Annotated in this window: 16 protein-coding genes; 8 read left to right on the top strand and 8 right to left on the bottom strand. The window is 59.6% G+C overall.

Going from position 1 to position 16,871, the window contains the following annotated elements:
• The first annotated feature begins 234 nt into the window (after positions 1–234).
• From J5N58_RS25530 to fliQ, 7 genes are all read left to right on the top strand, one after another.
• The gene (locus J5N58_RS25530) at positions 235–1,503 is read left to right on the top strand and encodes a flagellar hook protein FlgE (RefSeq protein ID WP_112830911.1); all 1,269 of its coding nucleotides are present in this window, start codon (positions 235–237) and stop codon (positions 1,501–1,503) included.
• A 19-nt stretch (positions 1,504–1,522) separates the two neighbouring features.
• Positions 1,523–2,965, top strand: a complete 1,443-nt coding sequence (gene flgK / locus J5N58_RS25525) for a flagellar hook-associated protein FlgK (protein WP_112830912.1) — start codon at positions 1,523–1,525, stop codon at positions 2,963–2,965.
• Between the two features lie 2 nt (positions 2,966–2,967).
• Entirely contained in the window at positions 2,968–3,996 is a 1,029-nt protein-coding gene (locus tag J5N58_RS25520; RefSeq protein WP_244714231.1) for a flagellar hook-associated family protein, read from the top strand.
• A 52-nt stretch (positions 3,997–4,048) separates the two neighbouring features.
• Positions 4,049–4,396 (top strand): flagellar biosynthesis regulator FlaF, encoded by a 348-nt coding sequence (flaF, locus tag J5N58_RS25515; protein ID WP_112830914.1) that lies wholly within the window; start codon positions 4,049–4,051, stop codon positions 4,394–4,396.
• A complete protein-coding gene (gene flbT, locus J5N58_RS25510; protein ID WP_112830915.1) occupies positions 4,393–4,839 on the top strand; it encodes a flagellar biosynthesis repressor FlbT in 447 nt (148 codons plus the stop codon). The genes flaF and flbT overlap by 4 nt, the downstream gene beginning before the upstream one ends.
• Positions 4,833–5,261: a flagellar hook assembly protein FlgD gene (gene flgD, locus J5N58_RS25505; RefSeq protein WP_112830916.1), complete on the top strand. Its 429-nt coding sequence runs from the start codon at positions 4,833–4,835 to the stop codon at positions 5,259–5,261. The genes flbT and flgD overlap by 7 nt, the downstream gene beginning before the upstream one ends.
• 93 nt (positions 5,262–5,354) lie before the next feature.
• Entirely contained in the window at positions 5,355–5,621 is a 267-nt protein-coding gene (gene fliQ, locus J5N58_RS25500; protein WP_112830917.1) for a flagellar biosynthesis protein FliQ, read from the top strand.
• Between the two features lie 133 nt (positions 5,622–5,754).
• Here fliQ and J5N58_RS25495 read toward each other — a convergent pair whose 3' ends face one another.
• The 8 genes from J5N58_RS25495 to flhA all read right to left on the bottom strand — a co-directional run bounded on the left by J5N58_RS25495 (position 5,755) and on the right by flhA (position 14,181).
• Positions 5,755–7,572, bottom strand: coding sequence for an FkbM family methyltransferase (locus tag J5N58_RS25495; protein WP_244714228.1), 1,818 nt, complete (start codon positions 7,570–7,572; stop codon positions 5,755–5,757).
• 36 nt (positions 7,573–7,608) lie between these two features.
• Entirely contained in the window at positions 7,609–9,066 is a 1,458-nt protein-coding gene (locus J5N58_RS25490) for a glycosyltransferase family 2 protein (RefSeq protein ID WP_113442659.1), read from the bottom strand.
• 167 nt (positions 9,067–9,233) lie between these two features.
• Positions 9,234–9,767 carry a hypothetical protein gene (locus J5N58_RS25485; RefSeq protein WP_113442660.1) on the bottom strand — a complete coding sequence of 178 codons (534 nt, stop codon included), beginning with the start codon at positions 9,765–9,767 and terminating at the stop codon, positions 9,234–9,236.
• Positions 9,764–10,132: a hypothetical protein gene (locus J5N58_RS25480; RefSeq protein WP_112830921.1), complete on the bottom strand. Its 369-nt coding sequence runs from the start codon at positions 10,130–10,132 to the stop codon at positions 9,764–9,766. Before J5N58_RS25480 ends, J5N58_RS25485 begins: the two co-directional genes overlap by 4 nt.
• Positions 10,133–10,159: 27 nt before the next feature.
• Positions 10,160–10,732, bottom strand: coding sequence for a rod-binding protein (locus tag J5N58_RS25475; protein WP_112830922.1), 573 nt, complete (start codon positions 10,730–10,732; stop codon positions 10,160–10,162).
• Positions 10,733–10,921: 189 nt separating this feature from the next.
• Positions 10,922–11,332 carry a hypothetical protein gene (locus J5N58_RS25470; RefSeq protein WP_112830923.1) on the bottom strand — a complete coding sequence of 137 codons (411 nt, stop codon included), beginning with the start codon at positions 11,330–11,332 and terminating at the stop codon, positions 10,922–10,924.
• Positions 11,333–11,341: 9 nt separating this feature from the next.
• The gene (fliR, locus tag J5N58_RS25465; RefSeq protein ID WP_112830924.1) at positions 11,342–12,094 is read right to left on the bottom strand and encodes a flagellar biosynthetic protein FliR; all 753 of its coding nucleotides are present in this window, start codon (positions 12,092–12,094) and stop codon (positions 11,342–11,344) included.
• Positions 12,091–14,181: a flagellar biosynthesis protein FlhA gene (flhA, locus tag J5N58_RS25460; protein ID WP_112830925.1), complete on the bottom strand. Its 2,091-nt coding sequence runs from the start codon at positions 14,179–14,181 to the stop codon at positions 12,091–12,093. The genes fliR and flhA overlap by 4 nt, the downstream gene beginning before the upstream one ends.
• Before the next feature lie 364 nt (positions 14,182–14,545).
• Between flhA and J5N58_RS25455 the strand changes: the two genes are divergently transcribed.
• Positions 14,546–16,705 (top strand): DUF1217 domain-containing protein, encoded by a 2,160-nt coding sequence (locus tag J5N58_RS25455; RefSeq protein WP_112830926.1) that lies wholly within the window; start codon positions 14,546–14,548, stop codon positions 16,703–16,705.
• Positions 16,706–16,871: the final 166 nt, after the last annotated feature.

Genomic DNA, 16,871 nt, shown 5'->3' with positions numbered 1-16,871 from the left:
TTCCCCCGCGGGCGGATGAACCGCCCGCATCGCCACGGCCGGCCATGGCCGAAAAACATCAGCGTTACAGTTCAGTCATTGCGGAGTTCCGGGTCTCGATCGAGAGCCGGATCGCAGGTCAAGTTCGGCCATGATGCGGCTGGCCGAAGCAAGCTTTTTCAACCCTGTATTTCAGACAGCTTCACGCAAGGAACGATACCTAACGTGAGGCAACCACTAAAACGAGGATTCGAAATGAGCCTTTTTGGAACCATGAAGACCGCCGTGTCGGGCATGAACGCGCAAGCGAACCGACTGGGCACGGTCGGCGACAACATCGCGAATTCCAGCACCACGGCATACAAGAAAGCCTCGACATCTTTCTCGTCGCTCGTTCTGCCCTCGACCTCGGGCAACTACAATTCCGGCGGCGTCGAAACCAATGTCTCCTATTCCGTATCCGAACAGGGTGCGCTCGAATACACCACCTCGGGTACCGACCTTGCCATCCAGGGCGAAGGTTTCTTCATCGTGCAGGATACGGCCGGCAATATCTTTCTGACGCGCGCCGGCTCCTTCACGCTCAACGACGAAGGCAATCTCGTCAACGATGCCGGCTACATCCTGATGGGCTATTCGGCGAGCAGCGGTACGCCGACCACGGTCGTCAACTCCTATGACGGTCTCACGCCGATCACGATCTCCGACACGGGTCTGACCGCAGTCGCCACCACCAGCGGCTCTCTGACGGGCAACCTCAACTACTCGGCCGACATCGTCGCCGCCGGCGCCTATGCGAGCGACAACAATGCCAGCGTCGACGTCGATTCCGACAGCATCCTGAAGACCTCGGTCACCACCTACGATGCCGTCGGCGCCTCGATCACCTACGATTTCTACTATACCAAGACCGCCGCGGGCACCTGGGAAGTCGCGGTCTACAACGCCGCCGATGCGAACACCTCCGGCAGCGGCAGCTTCCCTTATTCCTCGGCCGCGATCACCACCGCCGAACTGGTCTTCGACGGCTTCGGCAAGCTTGCCACGGTCGATGGCACCACGACCTTCTCGATCGATGTCAACGGTATCAGCTTCGACCTTTCCGGCATGACCCAGCTCTCGGCAGAATCGGCCATTTCCGACGGTAGCGCCGACGGCAGCCCGGCAGAAGCCATGACGGGCATCGAGATCGATTCCGACGGCACGGTCTACGGAACCTACGCCAAGAGCGACCCGAAGGCTCTCTACCAGGTCGCGCTCGCAACCGTGGAAAGCCCTGACAACCTCACACTTTATTCCGGCAACGTCTACCGGACCAGCGCCACTTCCGGCGTCGTCACCATCGGCTTTGCCGGTTCTTCCGGTTTCGGCGAAATCGTCGCCGGCGCGCTCGAAACCTCAAACGTCGATCTCGCTTCGGAACTGACCGAAATGATCGAGGCCCAGCGCAGTTATTCCGCAAACTCCAAGGTATTCCAGACCGGTTCCGACCTGATGGATGTTCTCATCAATCTGGCCCGGTAATCCTTTCAGGAGATCGTGAATGTCACTCGCTTCCGCGTTGAATACAACCAAGTCAATCTTCAGCAATACGTCGACGCAAACCTCGGTCGTATCGGGGAACATTTCGAGCGCCACGACGAGCGACTACAATCGACGCACTGCGGTGACAACCACGAACGCCTATACCGGCGCCACCACCGTGAAGGTGGAACGCACGGAAGATGCGGCACTGCTGAAGCAGGTCCTGCAATCCATCTCCGACGACTCCGGCCAGCAAAGCCTGCTGGCCGGTCTCGAGACACTCAATTCGGTCATGGGCGGCGATGAATATTCCGCCACGCCATCGGAAGCTCTCACGGCTCTGCGCGAAGCCCTTCAGACCTACGCGGCCTCGCCGAGCGACGCCACCCTCGCCGCGGCCGCAGTGGCGGCCGCCAATGACGTCGCCACCTCGCTCAACCAGCAGACCCAGGCTGTCCAGGAGCTTCGCGCCGACACGGACGGCGATATCGCCACCACGGTGAATACGCTCAACCAGCTTCTCTCCGACTTCGAGAAGGCCAACAACGCCGTCAAGTCGGCCACGGCCAGCGGCGGGGATGCCAATAACGCGCTGGATACCCGCGAAAGTCTGCTCAAGCAGATTTCCGAGATCATCGGCATCTCGACCACGGTGCGCGACAACAACGATATCGCCATCTACACCACGACGGGCGTCACGCTGTTCGAGACCGTGCCGAGAGAGGTTTCCTTCGACGCCACCCCGGCCTACGACGCCAATACCGTCGGCAATGCCGTCTATATCGACGGCGTGGCACTGCCGGCCGGCGAAGGCAGCAGCACTTCCGCCGCGGGGTCGCTCCAGGCGCTCCTGCAGTTGCGCGACGAGGTCTATCCCGGCTACCAGAACCAGCTGGACGAAATCGCCCGGGGCACGATGCTGCTCTTCTCGGAGACGGATGCCGGCGGCGCGGCGATTGCCGGCCTCTTCACCACCGTCGATGCCTCGGTGGTCGATTTCGAGACTGCCGACATCATTCCGGGCCTTGCTGGCCTGATTACCGTTTCCTCCTCCGCCCAGGCGGACCCGAACACGTTGAGGGACGGCGACATCGCCGGCGTCGACCAGAACACGGAAGGTGCCGCAGGTTATTCCGACCTGCTCTACAAATACGTGGCCGGTTTCGAAACACAGATGGCGTTCGATGCCGACGCCGACATCTCCACCAACGCGACACTGCTCGATTTCACCAGCGACTCGATCGGCTGGGTCCAGGAATATCGCAGCGACGCGACGACCGCGGCCGAAAACACCTCCGCGATGCTGAACCGGTCCGAGGAAGCCTATTCCAACGCGACCGGCGTGAACCTCGACGAAGAACTTATCCTGCTGCTCGACATCGAACAGTCCTACAAGGCGGCCTCCAAGCTGCTGTCGACGATCGACGAGATGCTGGCAAGCCTTATGGAGGCCGCGAGCTAACCATGAAGACCACCAATATCTCCTCGCTGGCCATCAGCAAGGCCATGCAGCTGACAACGTCAAACTCCATGGCGGAAGTCTCCAAGCTCGAAGTGGAATCGGTGACCGGCACCTATGCCGACGTCGGCCTCGAACTCGGCACCCGGACATCGACGAGCGTCGACTATTCCCGGGAAAGCAGCCGGCTGCAGTCGATCATCGATGCCAACGCACTTGCCGAGCAGCGCATGGAATCCTCGCAGCTGGCGCTGGAAAACATGTCGGGCTCCTCGCAGTCCCTGCTGGACTCCATCATCGCGCTCAGCGGCAACTCGGACTCGAGCAGCCTTCAGGTCGCGGCCGACACCGCGATGGCAACGCTCGAAAATTTCGTCAGCTACACCAATTCTGCGGTCAACGGCGAATATCTGTTCTCGGGTATCAGCACGGACGTGCAGACGCTGGACGACAGCTTCATCACCGATATCACGACCGACTTCAACACGGCGTTTGCCACCTTCAAGACGGCGAACGGCATTGCATCGAACGCCGACGTCACCGAAGCGCAGATGGCGCAGTTTCTGTCGGACTATGAAACTGCGTTCAACTGGTCGTCCTGGACTAACGCATCTGACACCACAATGTCGACGCGTATTAGCACATCGGAAACCGTATCGACATCGACAAGCGCCAATACCGATGGTTTCAAGAGCCTTGTGCTCGCCGCGGTGGTATCGTCACAGCTTGTGAATTCTGGTCTGAACGCCAGCGCCCTCAGCGTCGTGAATACGGCGGCCACCGATTATGCCGGTTCGGCGATCACCGGGCTGGACAGCCAGCGCTCCCTGCTCGGTCTCTCGCAGGAGCGCGTGGAAAAGGCCAACACATACATGGAACAGCAGAAGTCGATCATCGACACCCAGCTGACGGGTCTGATCGGCGTGGATACCGAGGAGGCATCGGTGCGGTTGACGACGCTGCTGACGCAGATCGAGACCTCCTACACCATCACTTCCAGGATACTGAACCTCAGCCTTGTAAACTATCTCTGAGTACATCGACGTTGATGAGCGACGGAATTGTAAAGCCATGAAGGAAAAGTAGATGTTCCAGTTTTCATATGCGGAGATCATGGAAGATGATCTCACCCTCGCCAGAGAAAGGGAACGCCAGGTTTTAACGCGGTCGATCGAATATCTCACAGCGGCGAAAGAAGCAGAGCGGTATGGCAAGGAAGCGATCGAGGCAATCTACTACACGCGCCGTGTATGGTTGCGTTTCATAGAAGACCTAAAGCAGCCGGAAAACGAACTCAGTGTTGAACTGAGAGCCAACCTAATCTCGATAGCAATCTGGATTCTCAAAGAGTGCGAGCAGATACGCAAGCGCAAGTCGCAGAATTACCAGGCCATCATTGACGTGACCACCATCATCAGGGATGGATTGAAATGAAAAGCACGCTACGCCTCTCTTTGAAATCAGGCGAAAAGATCTTCGTCAACGGCGCCGTCCTGCGGGTTGATCGCAAGGTATCCATTGAATTTCTCAACGACGTCACCTTCCTGCTGGAGAACCATGTCCTTCAGCCCGAAGACACGACGACGCCTCTGCGCCAGCTGTACTTCATCGCGCAGATGATCCTCATCAATCCGGAAGGGAAGGAACAGTCGCTTGCGCTCTTCCGCAAGTCGATCACCATGCTCCTCTCCTGCTTCCGCAATGAAGAGGTTCGCGCGGAACTGAAGCGCATCGATGCCCAGGTCTCGTCCGGCCGTACCTTCGATGCGCTGAAGGCCATCCGCTCGCTCTACCCCGCCGAGGAGGCCATCCTCAGCAACAATGAAATCACACCCGCAGTCGTCAAGGAACTCCGAAAGGAAATCGCACCATGGTGACAGCAGTCAGCTCCACCACCTCGACCACCTCCACGACGTCGACCAGCTCGTCGACGGCGGCAAACGATGCGGCCTCCGCCTCGCTCGATTACGACAGCTTCCTGCAGCTTCTGATCGCGCAGATGCAGAATCAGGACCCGACCGATCCGATGGATGCGAGCGAGCAGATCTCGCAGCTCGCGACCTTCTCGCAGGTCGAGCAGAGCATCAAGACCAACAGCAACCTGGAAACCATGATCGGCCAGAGCAATCTCGCCAATGCCGCCTCCTACGTGGGCAAGGCACTCGAGAGCGCCGACGGCGAGACCACCGGGATCGTCGCCTATGTTTCCGTCACCTCGGACGGCATGGTCGCAACCACCACCGATGGAAAAGAGATCACCATCGAAAACGGCATCATCGTCGGCGAGGTGGCCTCTTAATCCGAGGTCGAGAATCGGCTATTCTTAAAATTGTGGGAGACCGGCGGTCGGCACTGCCGGTCTTTTCTGCTTTATGAGCCAAAGAAGTACGCCATGAACGAAGCTGACGCTCTCGACATCCTGCGCAACGCGATCTGGACGATCCTCGTTGCGTCCGGTCCTGCGGTTCTCGCCGCCATGGTGGTCGGCGTGGCGATTGCGCTGATCCAGGCGCTGACCCAGGTTCAGGAAATGACGCTGACATTCGTGCCGAAGATCATCGCGGTCATGGTCGCCATCGCGCTGTCGGCGCCCTTTGTCGGCGCCCAGATCTCGCTCTTCACCAACCTCGTCTTCTCGCGCGTGCAATCGGGCTTCTGATCCGCCGCGTTCAATGAAAAGAGCCCCCGCCGATGCATCATCCATCGGCGGGGGCTCTTTCGTTGTTCCAATACGGTGAAACGTCCGTCCGGGTTATGGCCGGCGTTTCCAGCCTGGCCCGAGCGGGCTTCGTTCAGACCGTCTCCAGGCTTGCCGGAAAATGGTCGTCGAGCCACTGGGGCCAATCCAGTATGGTAATCCTTTCCGGACGCATGCCGGCATGGATCTTCCACGTCTTGATGTATGGCGATGCCTCGGTCAGCAACTGGCGGTACAGGGCGGACAGTGGCGCAGTTCTCGACAGAAGGTGGATCTCCTTGCGGGTACCTTTCCCGATGATGGTCCTGCGGATCGCTTCGGTAACGGTCTCGCAGACCACGAAAATGACCGGGTCCCGATCGTCCAGGGCAAGCCCCGACAGCAGGGCCGGGATATCGACCGTCCTGTCGGCGTCGAGCAGGACGGCCGACGGGTTTTGTTTCGTGTGCAACAGGGTCAGCGGATAGAGCCCGGACAGGACCTCGTCCTGCCGTCTTGAACTGTCATAGGCCGAACCGGAGGACTGCCGGGACTGGTCATAGATCGTCGGACGCTTGACATCGATGGCGGCCAGCCAGTTCTGCCGACGCGGCACGACATATCCGGGAATCCGGTTGCGCTGGAGGAACTCGCAGAGCCAGATATCCGCCATGTTGGGATGCCGGAAATCACTCAGTTTCATCGTGATGACGCTCGAATGGAACATGCTTGTGCCGGACGCCGGCACATGAACCAGACGCCGCCGCAGCAGACCCTGCTGGAAGTGGAATACCGCCCGGTTGCCTTCGGCATAATAGGTTGTCGCCGGCTGCAGGATGATCGAGCCGTGAACGGAAACGACGCTTCGCCCGCCAGTAGAGGCAAGTTCCGCAATCATTCGCTCGACGAAATCGTCGGGATAGATGATGTCGTCATCGCAGGTTATGTAAAGCGCATCGCTGACCTGCTCCAGCCCCCAGAACTTGCCGGCATCGCCATACTGTTTGCCGTCCTCATCGATGAAATAGGTAATCTTCGGGTGGCTGCGAACGAATTCCGGCGCTTCCTTGAAGCCGTTCAGATAGAGGAACATCCTGTCGATCTGCGGCAGAAGCGAGTTGACGGCTGCCCGCATCGCGATCTCGTTTCCCGCAACGGTGGCCATGCCCGCATAGATGCCGGTGGTCGGCGGAAGTGCGGCCAATGCCTCCGGCGCAATCAGGTCCAGCGCGCGCTCGCCGGCATAGGCGACGGGATCGACCATCTTGAACAGATAGGTCGGCGTGTGATTGTAAACCTTGATCTTGCGATAGCCGAAGGGACGCAGGATGGCTTCGATCTCCCGCAGGGCCCCGACGGTCGCCGCCTCGATAATCAGCGCCGGTTTCGAGCGCTTGAGGGTTTCCGTCGCCCCTTTCAGCACTTCGCATTCCATGCCTTCGACGTCGATCTTGATAAGGCTGACCAGGCGATCGCCGACAACCTCGTCAAGACTGACGATTTCGATGTCGCCGCCCGAGTCTTGCGTCACCTGGGCCATGCCGAGATTGCTGCTGTTGGTATCGACGATGCGTCCGCTTCCGGCGGTCTCTCCAAGCGCGACGGCATGGAGTTCCACCTTCTGCTTCAGCCCGTTGAGTTCGATATTGGCGGAAAGCACGGCAAGGGCTTGCGGGTTCGGCTCGAATGCCAGGACGCTGGCGCCGAGCACCTTGCTGAAAAACAGCGTATGGTTCCCGATATTGGCGCCTGCGTCGATGGCTAGCGCTCCATCAGGGATCAGTGGAGCGATATCCTCGAGCATCCGCTGTTCGTAGAACGTCCGGCTGCGCAGGATATGCTTCTGGATGTGATCTTCGGAATCCGGAAGATGAAATGCGATCCGCGTCTCGTTGACCTCGATTTCGCATGTGGCGCTTACGGTATTAGGCATTTGCAATCTTTCCCCCGCTGGGCGAACTGGACGTTATTAGCCGCCGACGACCACAAGGCCGGTGCCGCCGATGCCATCCAGGCAGAATTTGAGGCCGGAACTCAGGCGACGCCATCCGTCGACGGCGAATTCCGCCGAAGCCCGTTCCCTCGTCAGAACGCCAAGCCTGAAGCCCGCCGGTTCGAGGAGGGGAGCGATGGCTGGCAAGGAAACCGACGCGCAGTTTCCTTCGGCTTCTTCCTCGCGGACGTCGACGATGACGAGATCGAATTTCGCTTCCGAAGACAGTGCCTTGGTATCGGCGAAGGGCGCCGTCACACTGCCCACGGTCACGGATGCGGAGGTCGCCTCGACGATCTCCGCAACGCTGGAGAAGCCGCTGACGGCCAGCTTTGCGCTCAGCCGTTCCGCCTGCTCCGACGACGAGGTGAGGCAGGTCAGCGTCACGCCCTGTGCTGCGGCGGTCAGAGCGGCCAGGAACACGGCGGAACTGGCGGCGCCGACATGTAGGATCCTGTTCGACCTGCCGCTGGAAATGAACTGCCACAGTGTCCAGACCTGCATGGGCGTCAGCGAACTGCGTCCGACGACCGCCTGCGCATCGAGAAGAGTGGGGCATGCCACAACCAGAAGGTCGGCGGCCTTCTCGCCCCAGACCGCCGATGGCTCGGCAAACCTTGCCAGTTGCGCTCCGGAGGAAGTCTCGATGCTGCCCGCAGCGGCTTGAGCGTCCCGTCCGCCCTTAACGAGCGGCAGCGGCGGCTTGTGCAGGATCTCCTGCGCACAACGCTGCTGAACGGCAGAGTTGAGGCCCTGCGAGGTCGGGTCGAGATTGTGGTGGGAGTACGGGTTCGTCGCGGTGTAGCGGTAGGCATTGACCGGGATGAATTCGTATTCGCGGGTCTGGTCGATGATCGGGAAGGCGAGCGCAATATCGCAGGCAGCGGGAAACCACGCTCCGGTGCTGTCCTTCAGATAGCTCTCCGGCACGTTTCCAAGCAGACTCGCGCGAAAACTGAAGAAGTGGCTTGTCTTCCAGCCCTGCTGACGCGGCGGAATGTTGGGATTAAGCGGACCGTTGCCGCCCACTGCTCCGGAATCGGTGATGTAGTTGGTCCAGACGACGTCGCGACCTGCGGCATAGCTTTGCGCCATGCGTTCGAGAATGCCGAAGTCGACGAGTTGATCGTCCCCGTCGAGTACCGCGATGAACTCGGCGTCCTTCGCCCTGGGCACGAGATGTTCCCAGACGTTGCGGGCCTTGCCGAACTGGCTCTCGTTGCGGATGTAGGAATGTTTGCCGGGGAAAAGCTCCCTAAGATACCGGCGCGCAATGTCACCCGTCGCATCTTCCGAGGCGTCGTCGATGTAGAGGACATGAAGATTGTCATGCGTTTGACGGGCCAGACTGGCAAGAGACGCGGCCGCATACATCTCGCAGTTCCTCGCCGTCATGTAGATCAGCGCTTTTCCTGACTGCGTATTTTCGGACATGGGAATAAAGCCTCGAACGAAGTTGGCTGCTCTCTAAGCAGATGTTTGACGATACGCAGGGGCCTCTCGGGAAGGTCCGGGCGAGGATCGATCGGATCGGTCCCGCAGCGTTGGGAAGCATCTCGATTTCGCGCGAAAAATACCGGAACTGGGGCAGAAGCGAGCCTTCAATGCGAAGCGCCTTCGGACTTTGCCGCGGGCGGTTTCTCGCCCTCGACAATCTTGACGGTGTGGGATCTGCGGCTTGGATCTTCCGACCTCAGATCGGCCTTCGAGAGATAATCGAGTTGCTCGACGATCACGCCTGTTACGATTTCCTCGCCGAACTGTGCATTGATGCCGTCCTTGACCCTGGTCTTGAAGCCGGCGACATCGAGCCTGCCGGTATTGGGAAGGTCGATTAGCTTGTCGCCCACCAAAAGTCCGAACAACTGATCGGTGATGTAGGGGGCGACCGGCACATGGATCTTCTTGGCCTTGTCGCTGTCGACGATCACCGAAAGGCGGGCCAGGAAATAGCCGGAGACCTCGCCGTCGCTGACGACAGGAAGGCTGAGTGTCTCGCCGCTCACGTATTCGGTTGGCGTTTCGACCTTGGCTTCGGCATTTTCATCCGGCTTGCCGCCGAGCGATACGGCCGCATAGACACCGCCGAGTGTCAGAGCGCAAACCCACAGGCCGACGAGAAGGATCTTGATCATTTCCGCTCACGAACGAGGAATTGTTCCTGCGAATAGGTGCCGTCGTCATCGGCCTGCTGGGCCGCATTCTTCAGCAGTTCGGTCACCGCGCGGACGGCGCGCATATGGGCTTCCACCCGACGGGCATTCAGGTCGAGTTTGGCCTTCAGGCTATGAAGCTGTTCGAGATAGGCCGCCGCGATTTCCCGTGTATCGGTGTCGCGGAACAGCATCGTCAGCTCGTAGAGGCAGCGGCTCTTGTGGGCGTTCGAGACCTTGAAATCGAAATCCGGATCCGTACCGATGCGCTGGTTCTCGTTGTCAATGATGACCTCGAGCCGGCCGAGCACCGTCTTGATACGGTAATCGCTGTTGACTACTTCCATTTTATTTCACCCCTTGGCGTGCTGTGTTCAGCTTGTCTTGTTGTCGGCGGATGCGCTCGTCCCGGTCTCGGAAGAGAGCAGCGTCTTGCGCTGGAAGTCCGTAATCATGCTGATTGCCATGTCACGGTCGGACTGGTCGGTCACGGCGTTGGGAGCCTCGGCACGCTCGCGCTGTAGCGACTGAGTGTAGACCTGTTCGGCGATGCCAATGCCGCCGCGCTTCGAAACCTCGTTGGCGATCTGCTCAGCCATCATGCTCTTCCAGAATTCACCGGCGGAGCCCTTGCCGTAGATCTCCTCGCTCTCCTTGGGCATCATGTCCTGAATGAAGGTCGACAGAATGCTGGCCTCGAACTTGCGGTAGGTCTCGGGCACTTTGCCGTCACTGGCCGGCACGGGGGCATTGCCGAGACCGGCTTTCGACGCGGCGCTTCCGGCAGTGCCGATCATCGATGCGAAGCCGGCATTGCTGGCGGTCAGAACCGCCGCCTCGTTCGCGGCGCTGGTCGCTCGCAGTTTTTCCCTGGCCGCCAGCAGATCACTGGGATCGGCCGCCTTGACCACATCGAGAACAAGGTCGCTGGGAGGAGATATTGCCACGTCGTCTTCCTTCTGCGTTAGGTCCGGCGATCATGTCACCCAAAGCTTGCTGGAGGCTGGTGTGTTTTAGCACTTGCCTTGAAAGACTTGCCTCTCATGCGAATCGCGATCTCTCAGGTTCGCTCCGCACGCTTCAAGCCCTTGTTTCAATGCAGTGTCGCAGCGTTGAAAACGCTTATACGCTTTTGCTTAACGTGCCTGGCGATCGGCAGGCGCCAGCGCGATGGTCAGTTCGACGAGGTCGTAGACGGCGTTGTCGTCGGCCACGCGCTGTTCCGCCTCGCGCGCATCCTTCATCTTTTCCTCCAGCCGGTCACCCTTTTTCCGTTCCTTGGCAAGGCGGCTTTCCTGGGCCCTCTGGAGGTGGCCGAGTTGCTTGTCTCTGCTGGTGAGCCGGGAAAATCGCTCGAGATAGTGGCGCGACAGCGGCCGATGCAGCGGATCGAGCGAGGTCATGACGCCGACCGTGCGTACCGTTGCTTCCGCGACCTCGTTGCGTTCGCGGATGACCATGGAGAGCTCGTTCTCGGCCATCTTCTCTATATGGCGCTGTACCGCCACCAGTCGCTTCAGCTTTTTCGATTTTTCGTCGCCAGCCATCGCTCTCTCCTAGAGGCTGCTGAAGAGCGGCCCGAAGGCCTGCACGAACTGGTCGAGCATCGCCGCGATGCCGAAATAGAGAAGCAGAAGGCCGCCGAACAGCGCATAGGGCGTGGAGATGAAATAGAGCGGGATCTGCGGCGCCAGCTTGTTGATGAGGCCGACCACGACGTTGAAGAGCAGGCCGAACAGCAGGAAGGGGCTTGCCAGCCGCAACATAATCATCAGCGTGGCGCTCATGGTGTCGGTCAGGCTAATCAGCATCTGCTGGGGGTCTACCATCCGCCCCACCGGCAGGGCGACATAGGAGTCCGCCAGTGCCTTGATGATGATGTGGTGGAAATCCGTGACGAAGAGAACCAGCAGGGCGCCGAAGGTCATGATGCTCGTGAGCTGGTTTTCGGGCGTGTCCTCAAGCGGGTCGGAGGTCGGCTGGGCATTGAAGGAAATCATCATGCCGACCACCGTGCCGGTGAACTGCATGCCGAGTGTATAGAGATGGGCGATCAGCCCGAACATGACCCCGGTCAGCGTCTCCGAGAAGATCAGCGTGATGTAGGTAACGGAATCCCCGGTTGCCCGGGGATAGAGGATGTCCCAGAAGAGCGGCAGCAGACCGATCGACATTGCCAGCGAGAGGAACAACCTGATTTGCATCGGCATGCGCGCCGATGAGAAGCCCGGCATGGTCATCATGCAGCCACCGATCCGGCAGAACGCCAGAAACAGCGCCATGATGGTCCCCTGCGGATCTGAAATCATGAAATGGAGCCGAGAATCTTGATTTCTGTGCCTTTGGCCAATTCCACGTGCGAGAGTACCGGCAGCGTGCTGAAGAGGCGTTCCGTAATCATGCGCACATAGGAGCGCGTTTCCGGCAGCGTGACAAGTACGAAGGGCAGGCCTTCGTCCATGAATTCACGGATAACCTTGCTGGCTTCGGCGCTGAACTCCTCGACATGGCGCGGATCAATGTCGAATTCGATGACATCGCCCTTGGCGTCGCGCTTGATCGCCTGCTGGAAGATCACGTCCCATTTGGTGCCCAGGCGTACGACGCGCAGGATGCCATTGTCGGAGAGATCGCCGCAGATCTGCTGCGCCATGCGGATGCGGACGTGCTCGACGATCTGCTCGGTCTTGCGCAGATGGGGCGCAAGTTCGGCCACCGCTTCCAGAATGAGATGCAGGTTGCGGATCGAAACGCGCTCGGCGAGCAGCAGTTTCAGGATGGCCTGCAGGCCGGAATAGGACATGTGCGAAGAGCAGATCTCGTCGGCAAGCTTCTTGTATTCCGGATCGAGCCGCTCGATCAGCATCTTCACGTCCTTGAAGGAGAGCAGCATCGGCAGGTTGTTGCGGATGACCTCGCTCACATGGGTAAGAAGCGTCGAGATATTGTCGATCGGGTGGAAACCCTCGCGCTTGAGGTCCTCGACGAAGTTTTCGAGCACGGAGACCGCCGGCATGCCGAAAGCGGGATCACGCACCTCGTCGCCCGGCACGGTCGGCTTACGGCCCTTGCCGGTAATCACCAGGACTTCACCGACGCGCAGCGTATTGGCGGCGACCGTCGTGCCGTGGATGCGGATCTGGTAAGACTTGTCCGGAATGGCGATATCGTCGGTGACCTTGATTTCCGGAACCACGAAGCCGTATTGCGCGGCAAACTTCTTGCGCATCTTCCCGACGCGGAACGCAAGCTCCTGATGGGCGCCGAGCAGGCGCGGCGAGATGTGCTTGCCGAGCGCCAGTTCGATTTCCGTCGTGCGCAGCACGTTCTTGACGGTGTCGCGCTCGGCCTCCTGATTGTGGACGGCCTTCTTCTCTTCCTGTTCGCGAAGCGCCTTGTTCTCTGCTTCGATCTGGCGCGGAATAAACCAGGAGCCGAAGGCGAGAACGCCGCTCAGGAACATGAACGGCAGGAAGGGAAGGCCGGGCATGAGAGCCAGCACCGCCATCAGCACGGCAGCGACCGACATGGCCTTCGGGTAACCGCTGAGCTGTCCGATAACGGCCTGGTCGGTGGAACCGAGCGTACCGCCGCGGGTGACGAGAAGGCCAGCGGCGAGCGAGACGATGAGGGCCGGAATCTGCGAAACGATACCGTCGCCGACGGACAGCTTGACGAAGACGTCCGCCGCCTGGCCGATTTCCATACCGTGGCGGAAGTAACCGATGATGATGCCGCCGAAGACGTTGATGGCGGTGATAATCAGGCCGGCGACGGCGTCGCCGCGCACGAACTTCGATGCACCGTCCATGGCGCCGAAGAAGGAGCTTTCCTCCTCCAGTTCCTTGCGCCGGCGCTGGGCCTCCTTTTCGTCGATGATACCGGCGGAAAGGTCGGCATCGATCGACATCTGCTTGCCGGGGATGGCATCGAGGGTGAAGCGGGCGCCGACTTCCGCGATACGGGTGGCACCCTTGGTGATGACGATGAAGTTCACCGTAATCAGGATGAGGAAGACGATCAGACCGATGACGAAGTCGCCGGACATCACCAGGCTAGAAAAGCCGGCGATGACGCCGCCCGCGGCCCCGTGTCCCTCATGGCCATGAGAAAGGATCACGCGCGTCGTCGCGATGTTGAGCGACAGCCGCACCATCGTGGAAATCAGAAGAATGGTCGGGAAGGACGAGAAATCGAGCGGCCGCTGGATCCACAACGCCACCATCAGGATCAGCACCGAGAAGGCGATCGAGAAGGCAAGCCCCATGTCGATCAGAAACGGGGGGATTGGCAGGAACAGGATGCACAGGATGACCACGATACCGAGGGCAAAGCCGATATCGCGGCCGCGCGGCGCAACTTTCGGGATAGTCAAAACACTAGGGGGAGTGGCCATTCCTGCTCCGTCTCGTCATGAGATCAGCAAAGACTTCGATTTCACGTTCATGTGAAACTGGCGCCCGACGCGCGTTTTCAGGTCGCGGGGCAATCCAGTCCACCCGGGAGCCTAGAGACTGAAGCTTGCGCGAGAGTGGCCAAAATCCTCCAGCGGAGTGTTTCGCAACGCCCGGATCGTTAAGGCCAGAGGCGGTATGTTAACTATTTGTTAACATTTATGGCGTAAGCGGGTAGATGGATAATCGCGCAATGTGGGCGCCTTGGGCAGGCCATGATGTGGCCGTTTCTTCACGGAAGGGCTCCCGGTGACGTCGACGACCACGCTTTCGACCTATACGAGTTATCTCCTTGTCAACAGGGATATGAATACCTCGTTGAACCGGGTTGCCAACGAATCGACCGTCGCGCGCGATACCGCCTACTACGAAGAAAACATCGGCAAGGTCACGACCGTCGACGAATTCGTCAACGACTACAGGCTCTTCTCCTATGCGATGAAGGCCTATGGTCTTGAGGACATGACCTACGCCAAGGCGTTCATGAAGAAGATCCTCGAAAGCGACCTGACGGACGATTCGAGCTTCGCCAACAGCCTGACCGACACCCGCTACGCGGAATTCGCCGCTGCTTTCAATTTCTCCGGCGAGACGGCGAAGGCCCAGACCTCCGTGCAGACGGACACCCTGCTTGCCGCCTATGAGGATTCCTTTGCGGCGGAAGAAGACGCGATCCAGACCGAAATCGACTACTACGAGAGCAAGATCGGCAGCATCACCAGCGTCGACCAGCTGATCGGCAACGACCGGCTGCGCAGCTATGTGCTGGAATCCTTCGGGCTGGATGCGACCTACACCTCGAAGAGCTACCTGAAGCAGGTCCTGACCAGCGATCTTTCCGACACCAACAGCGTTGCCAACCAGGCAAGCAGCGACGCCTGGCGAGAACTGGCGGCATCCTTCAACTTCAACACGGACGGCAGCGTCAACGGCTCGGCCCAGACCAGCGACCAGATCGAGGATCTCCGCCTCGACTATATCTACAATGCATCGACCTATCCGTCGGACCTGCTCTATGAGGCGAACCAGGCCTATTGGGAGAAGAATGCCGCCTCCGTGACGACCGCCACCGAACTGGTGTCCGACGAGCGGCTGCTGTCCTACGTCAAGACGGCCTTCGGCCTGCGCGACACGATCATGGCGTCGAGCGTCGCGAGCCTGATGTCGAATGAGAGCTTCGCCTCGGTATATGGCAACACCGAGCTTCTGGACTATTTCAACTTCGAGACCGATGGAACCGTCACCTCGGGCGAGAGCGCCCTGAGCAGCGATCAGATCACCTCGCTGGCGAGCAAGTATAAGACTGCCTTCCAGGAAGACCAGCAGGCCGCAGTCGACGACGCCTTGTCCAATTTCGAGACCCGTATCGCCGCCGTCACCAATATCGACGATTTCCTGACGACCAACAGCGACTATTACGAGAGCGACGACAATACGGACAACGACGATACCTACGACGAGGTCACCGAGATCTGGGATGTCGCGCTGCGTGCCTACGGCATCGACCCCGACGAGGTCAGCATGTCGGAACTTCGCAAGATCCTGGCCAGCGACGTCGACGACGAGGACAGCTATGTCAACACGCTCGACGACGAGCGTTACGTCAATCTCGTGAAGGCGTTCAACTTCAATTCCGAAGGCGAGATCGAGGTACCTCTCCTCGTCCAGTCCGAGAACGTCATCAACGACTATGCCTCGGCCTATACCGACCAGAAGACGCGGTTCCTGGAAGGCACCGAGCTGGATGATGCCCAGGAAGCCGCCGACGAGGAAATCGAATATTACAAGACGCAGATGGAAACGATCACCACGCTGGACCAGTTCCTGGCGGACGAGCGCCTCACCAGCTTCGTGCTCGAGGCGAAGGGTATCGATCCGGAGAGCGTAACGAGTGAAGAACTGCGCCAGATGTTCGAGTCCGACCTGACGGATTCGAAGAGCTACGTGAACACGCTTTCCGACAATACGTTCGCGGAAATCGTCGCCTCGTTCAACTTCGACAGCGAGGGCAACCTGTCGAGCGATCCGGTGGGGACGATCCAGCAGCGGGGCGGCACGCTCGAGACGGTCAACAAATACCTCCGCCAGACTCTGGAAGAGGAACAGGGCGACGCCAACGAGGGCGTCCGCCTTGCCCTTTACTTCCAGCGCATGGCGCCTTCGATCACCAGCGCCTACGACATTCTCGGCGACGACGCATTGCTGGAATTCTTCAACACCGCCTTCAGCATGTCCGACTACTTCTCGAGTCAGGACGTCGAGAAGCAGGCAAGCACCGTCGAGAATTTCATCGATCTCGAACAGCTCCAGGACCCCGAATATGTCGAGAAACTGGTGAAGCGCTACACCGCGCTCTACGACACGGAAAACGGCACCACCGATTCCGCCGCCCTGTCGATCCTGACCGGGGTGAACTCGATCAGCGCCGATACGCTGCTCGCCGTCGCACAGCTTTCGGCCAAGTAACGGAAGAACCGGGCTCCGCCCTGCGCCGGAACGGACGGCTGCGCCAATCGCCTTTGTCAGTAGAAACAAACACCGCAGCGATCACTCGCTGCGGTTCTTTAATTCTGCGATCCGTTCTAGGGAGGCGGCCGTGGCGATGCGGGCGGTTCATCCGCCCGCGGGGGAA

The organism is Paenirhizobium cremeum (genome assembly GCF_022884085.1).
Classification (GTDB): Bacteria; Pseudomonadota; Alphaproteobacteria; order Rhizobiales; family Rhizobiaceae; genus Allorhizobium; species Allorhizobium cremeum.
This window is presented reverse-complemented; position numbering and strand designations above follow the sequence as displayed.

What these genes read in the sequence shown, in the direction of transcription:
- J5N58_RS25485 (WP_113442660.1), bottom strand. Translation starts at nt 9,767, where the DNA reads ATGATCAAGATCCTTCTCGTCGGCCTGTGGGTTTGCGCTCTGACACTC.
- flaF (WP_112830914.1), top strand. Translation starts at nt 4,049, where the DNA reads ATGTTCCAGTTTTCATATGCGGAGATCATGGAAGATGATCTCACCCTC.
- flgD (WP_112830916.1), top strand. Translation starts at nt 4,833, where the DNA reads ATGGTGACAGCAGTCAGCTCCACCACCTCGACCACCTCCACGACGTCG.
- fliR (WP_112830924.1), bottom strand. Translation starts at nt 12,094, where the DNA reads ATGATTTCAGATCCGCAGGGGACCATCATGGCGCTGTTTCTGGCGTTC.
- J5N58_RS25530 (WP_112830911.1), top strand. Translation starts at nt 235, where the DNA reads ATGAGCCTTTTTGGAACCATGAAGACCGCCGTGTCGGGCATGAACGCG.
- J5N58_RS25470 (WP_112830923.1), bottom strand. Translation starts at nt 11,332, where the DNA reads ATGGCTGGCGACGAAAAATCGAAAAAGCTGAAGCGACTGGTGGCGGTA.
- fliQ (WP_112830917.1), top strand. Translation starts at nt 5,355, where the DNA reads ATGAACGAAGCTGACGCTCTCGACATCCTGCGCAACGCGATCTGGACG.
- J5N58_RS25490 (WP_113442659.1), bottom strand. Translation starts at nt 9,066, where the DNA reads ATGTCCGAAAATACGCAGTCAGGAAAAGCGCTGATCTACATGACGGCG.
- J5N58_RS25520 (WP_244714231.1), top strand. Translation starts at nt 2,968, where the DNA reads ATGAAGACCACCAATATCTCCTCGCTGGCCATCAGCAAGGCCATGCAG.
- flgK (WP_112830912.1), top strand. Translation starts at nt 1,523, where the DNA reads ATGTCACTCGCTTCCGCGTTGAATACAACCAAGTCAATCTTCAGCAAT.
- flbT (WP_112830915.1), top strand. Translation starts at nt 4,393, where the DNA reads ATGAAAAGCACGCTACGCCTCTCTTTGAAATCAGGCGAAAAGATCTTC.
- J5N58_RS25495 (WP_244714228.1), bottom strand. Translation starts at nt 7,572, where the DNA reads ATGCCTAATACCGTAAGCGCCACATGCGAAATCGAGGTCAACGAGACG.
- J5N58_RS25455 (WP_112830926.1), top strand. Translation starts at nt 14,546, where the DNA reads ATGAATACCTCGTTGAACCGGGTTGCCAACGAATCGACCGTCGCGCGC.
- flhA (WP_112830925.1), bottom strand. Translation starts at nt 14,181, where the DNA reads ATGGCCACTCCCCCTAGTGTTTTGACTATCCCGAAAGTTGCGCCGCGC.
- J5N58_RS25480 (WP_112830921.1), bottom strand. Translation starts at nt 10,132, where the DNA reads ATGGAAGTAGTCAACAGCGATTACCGTATCAAGACGGTGCTCGGCCGG.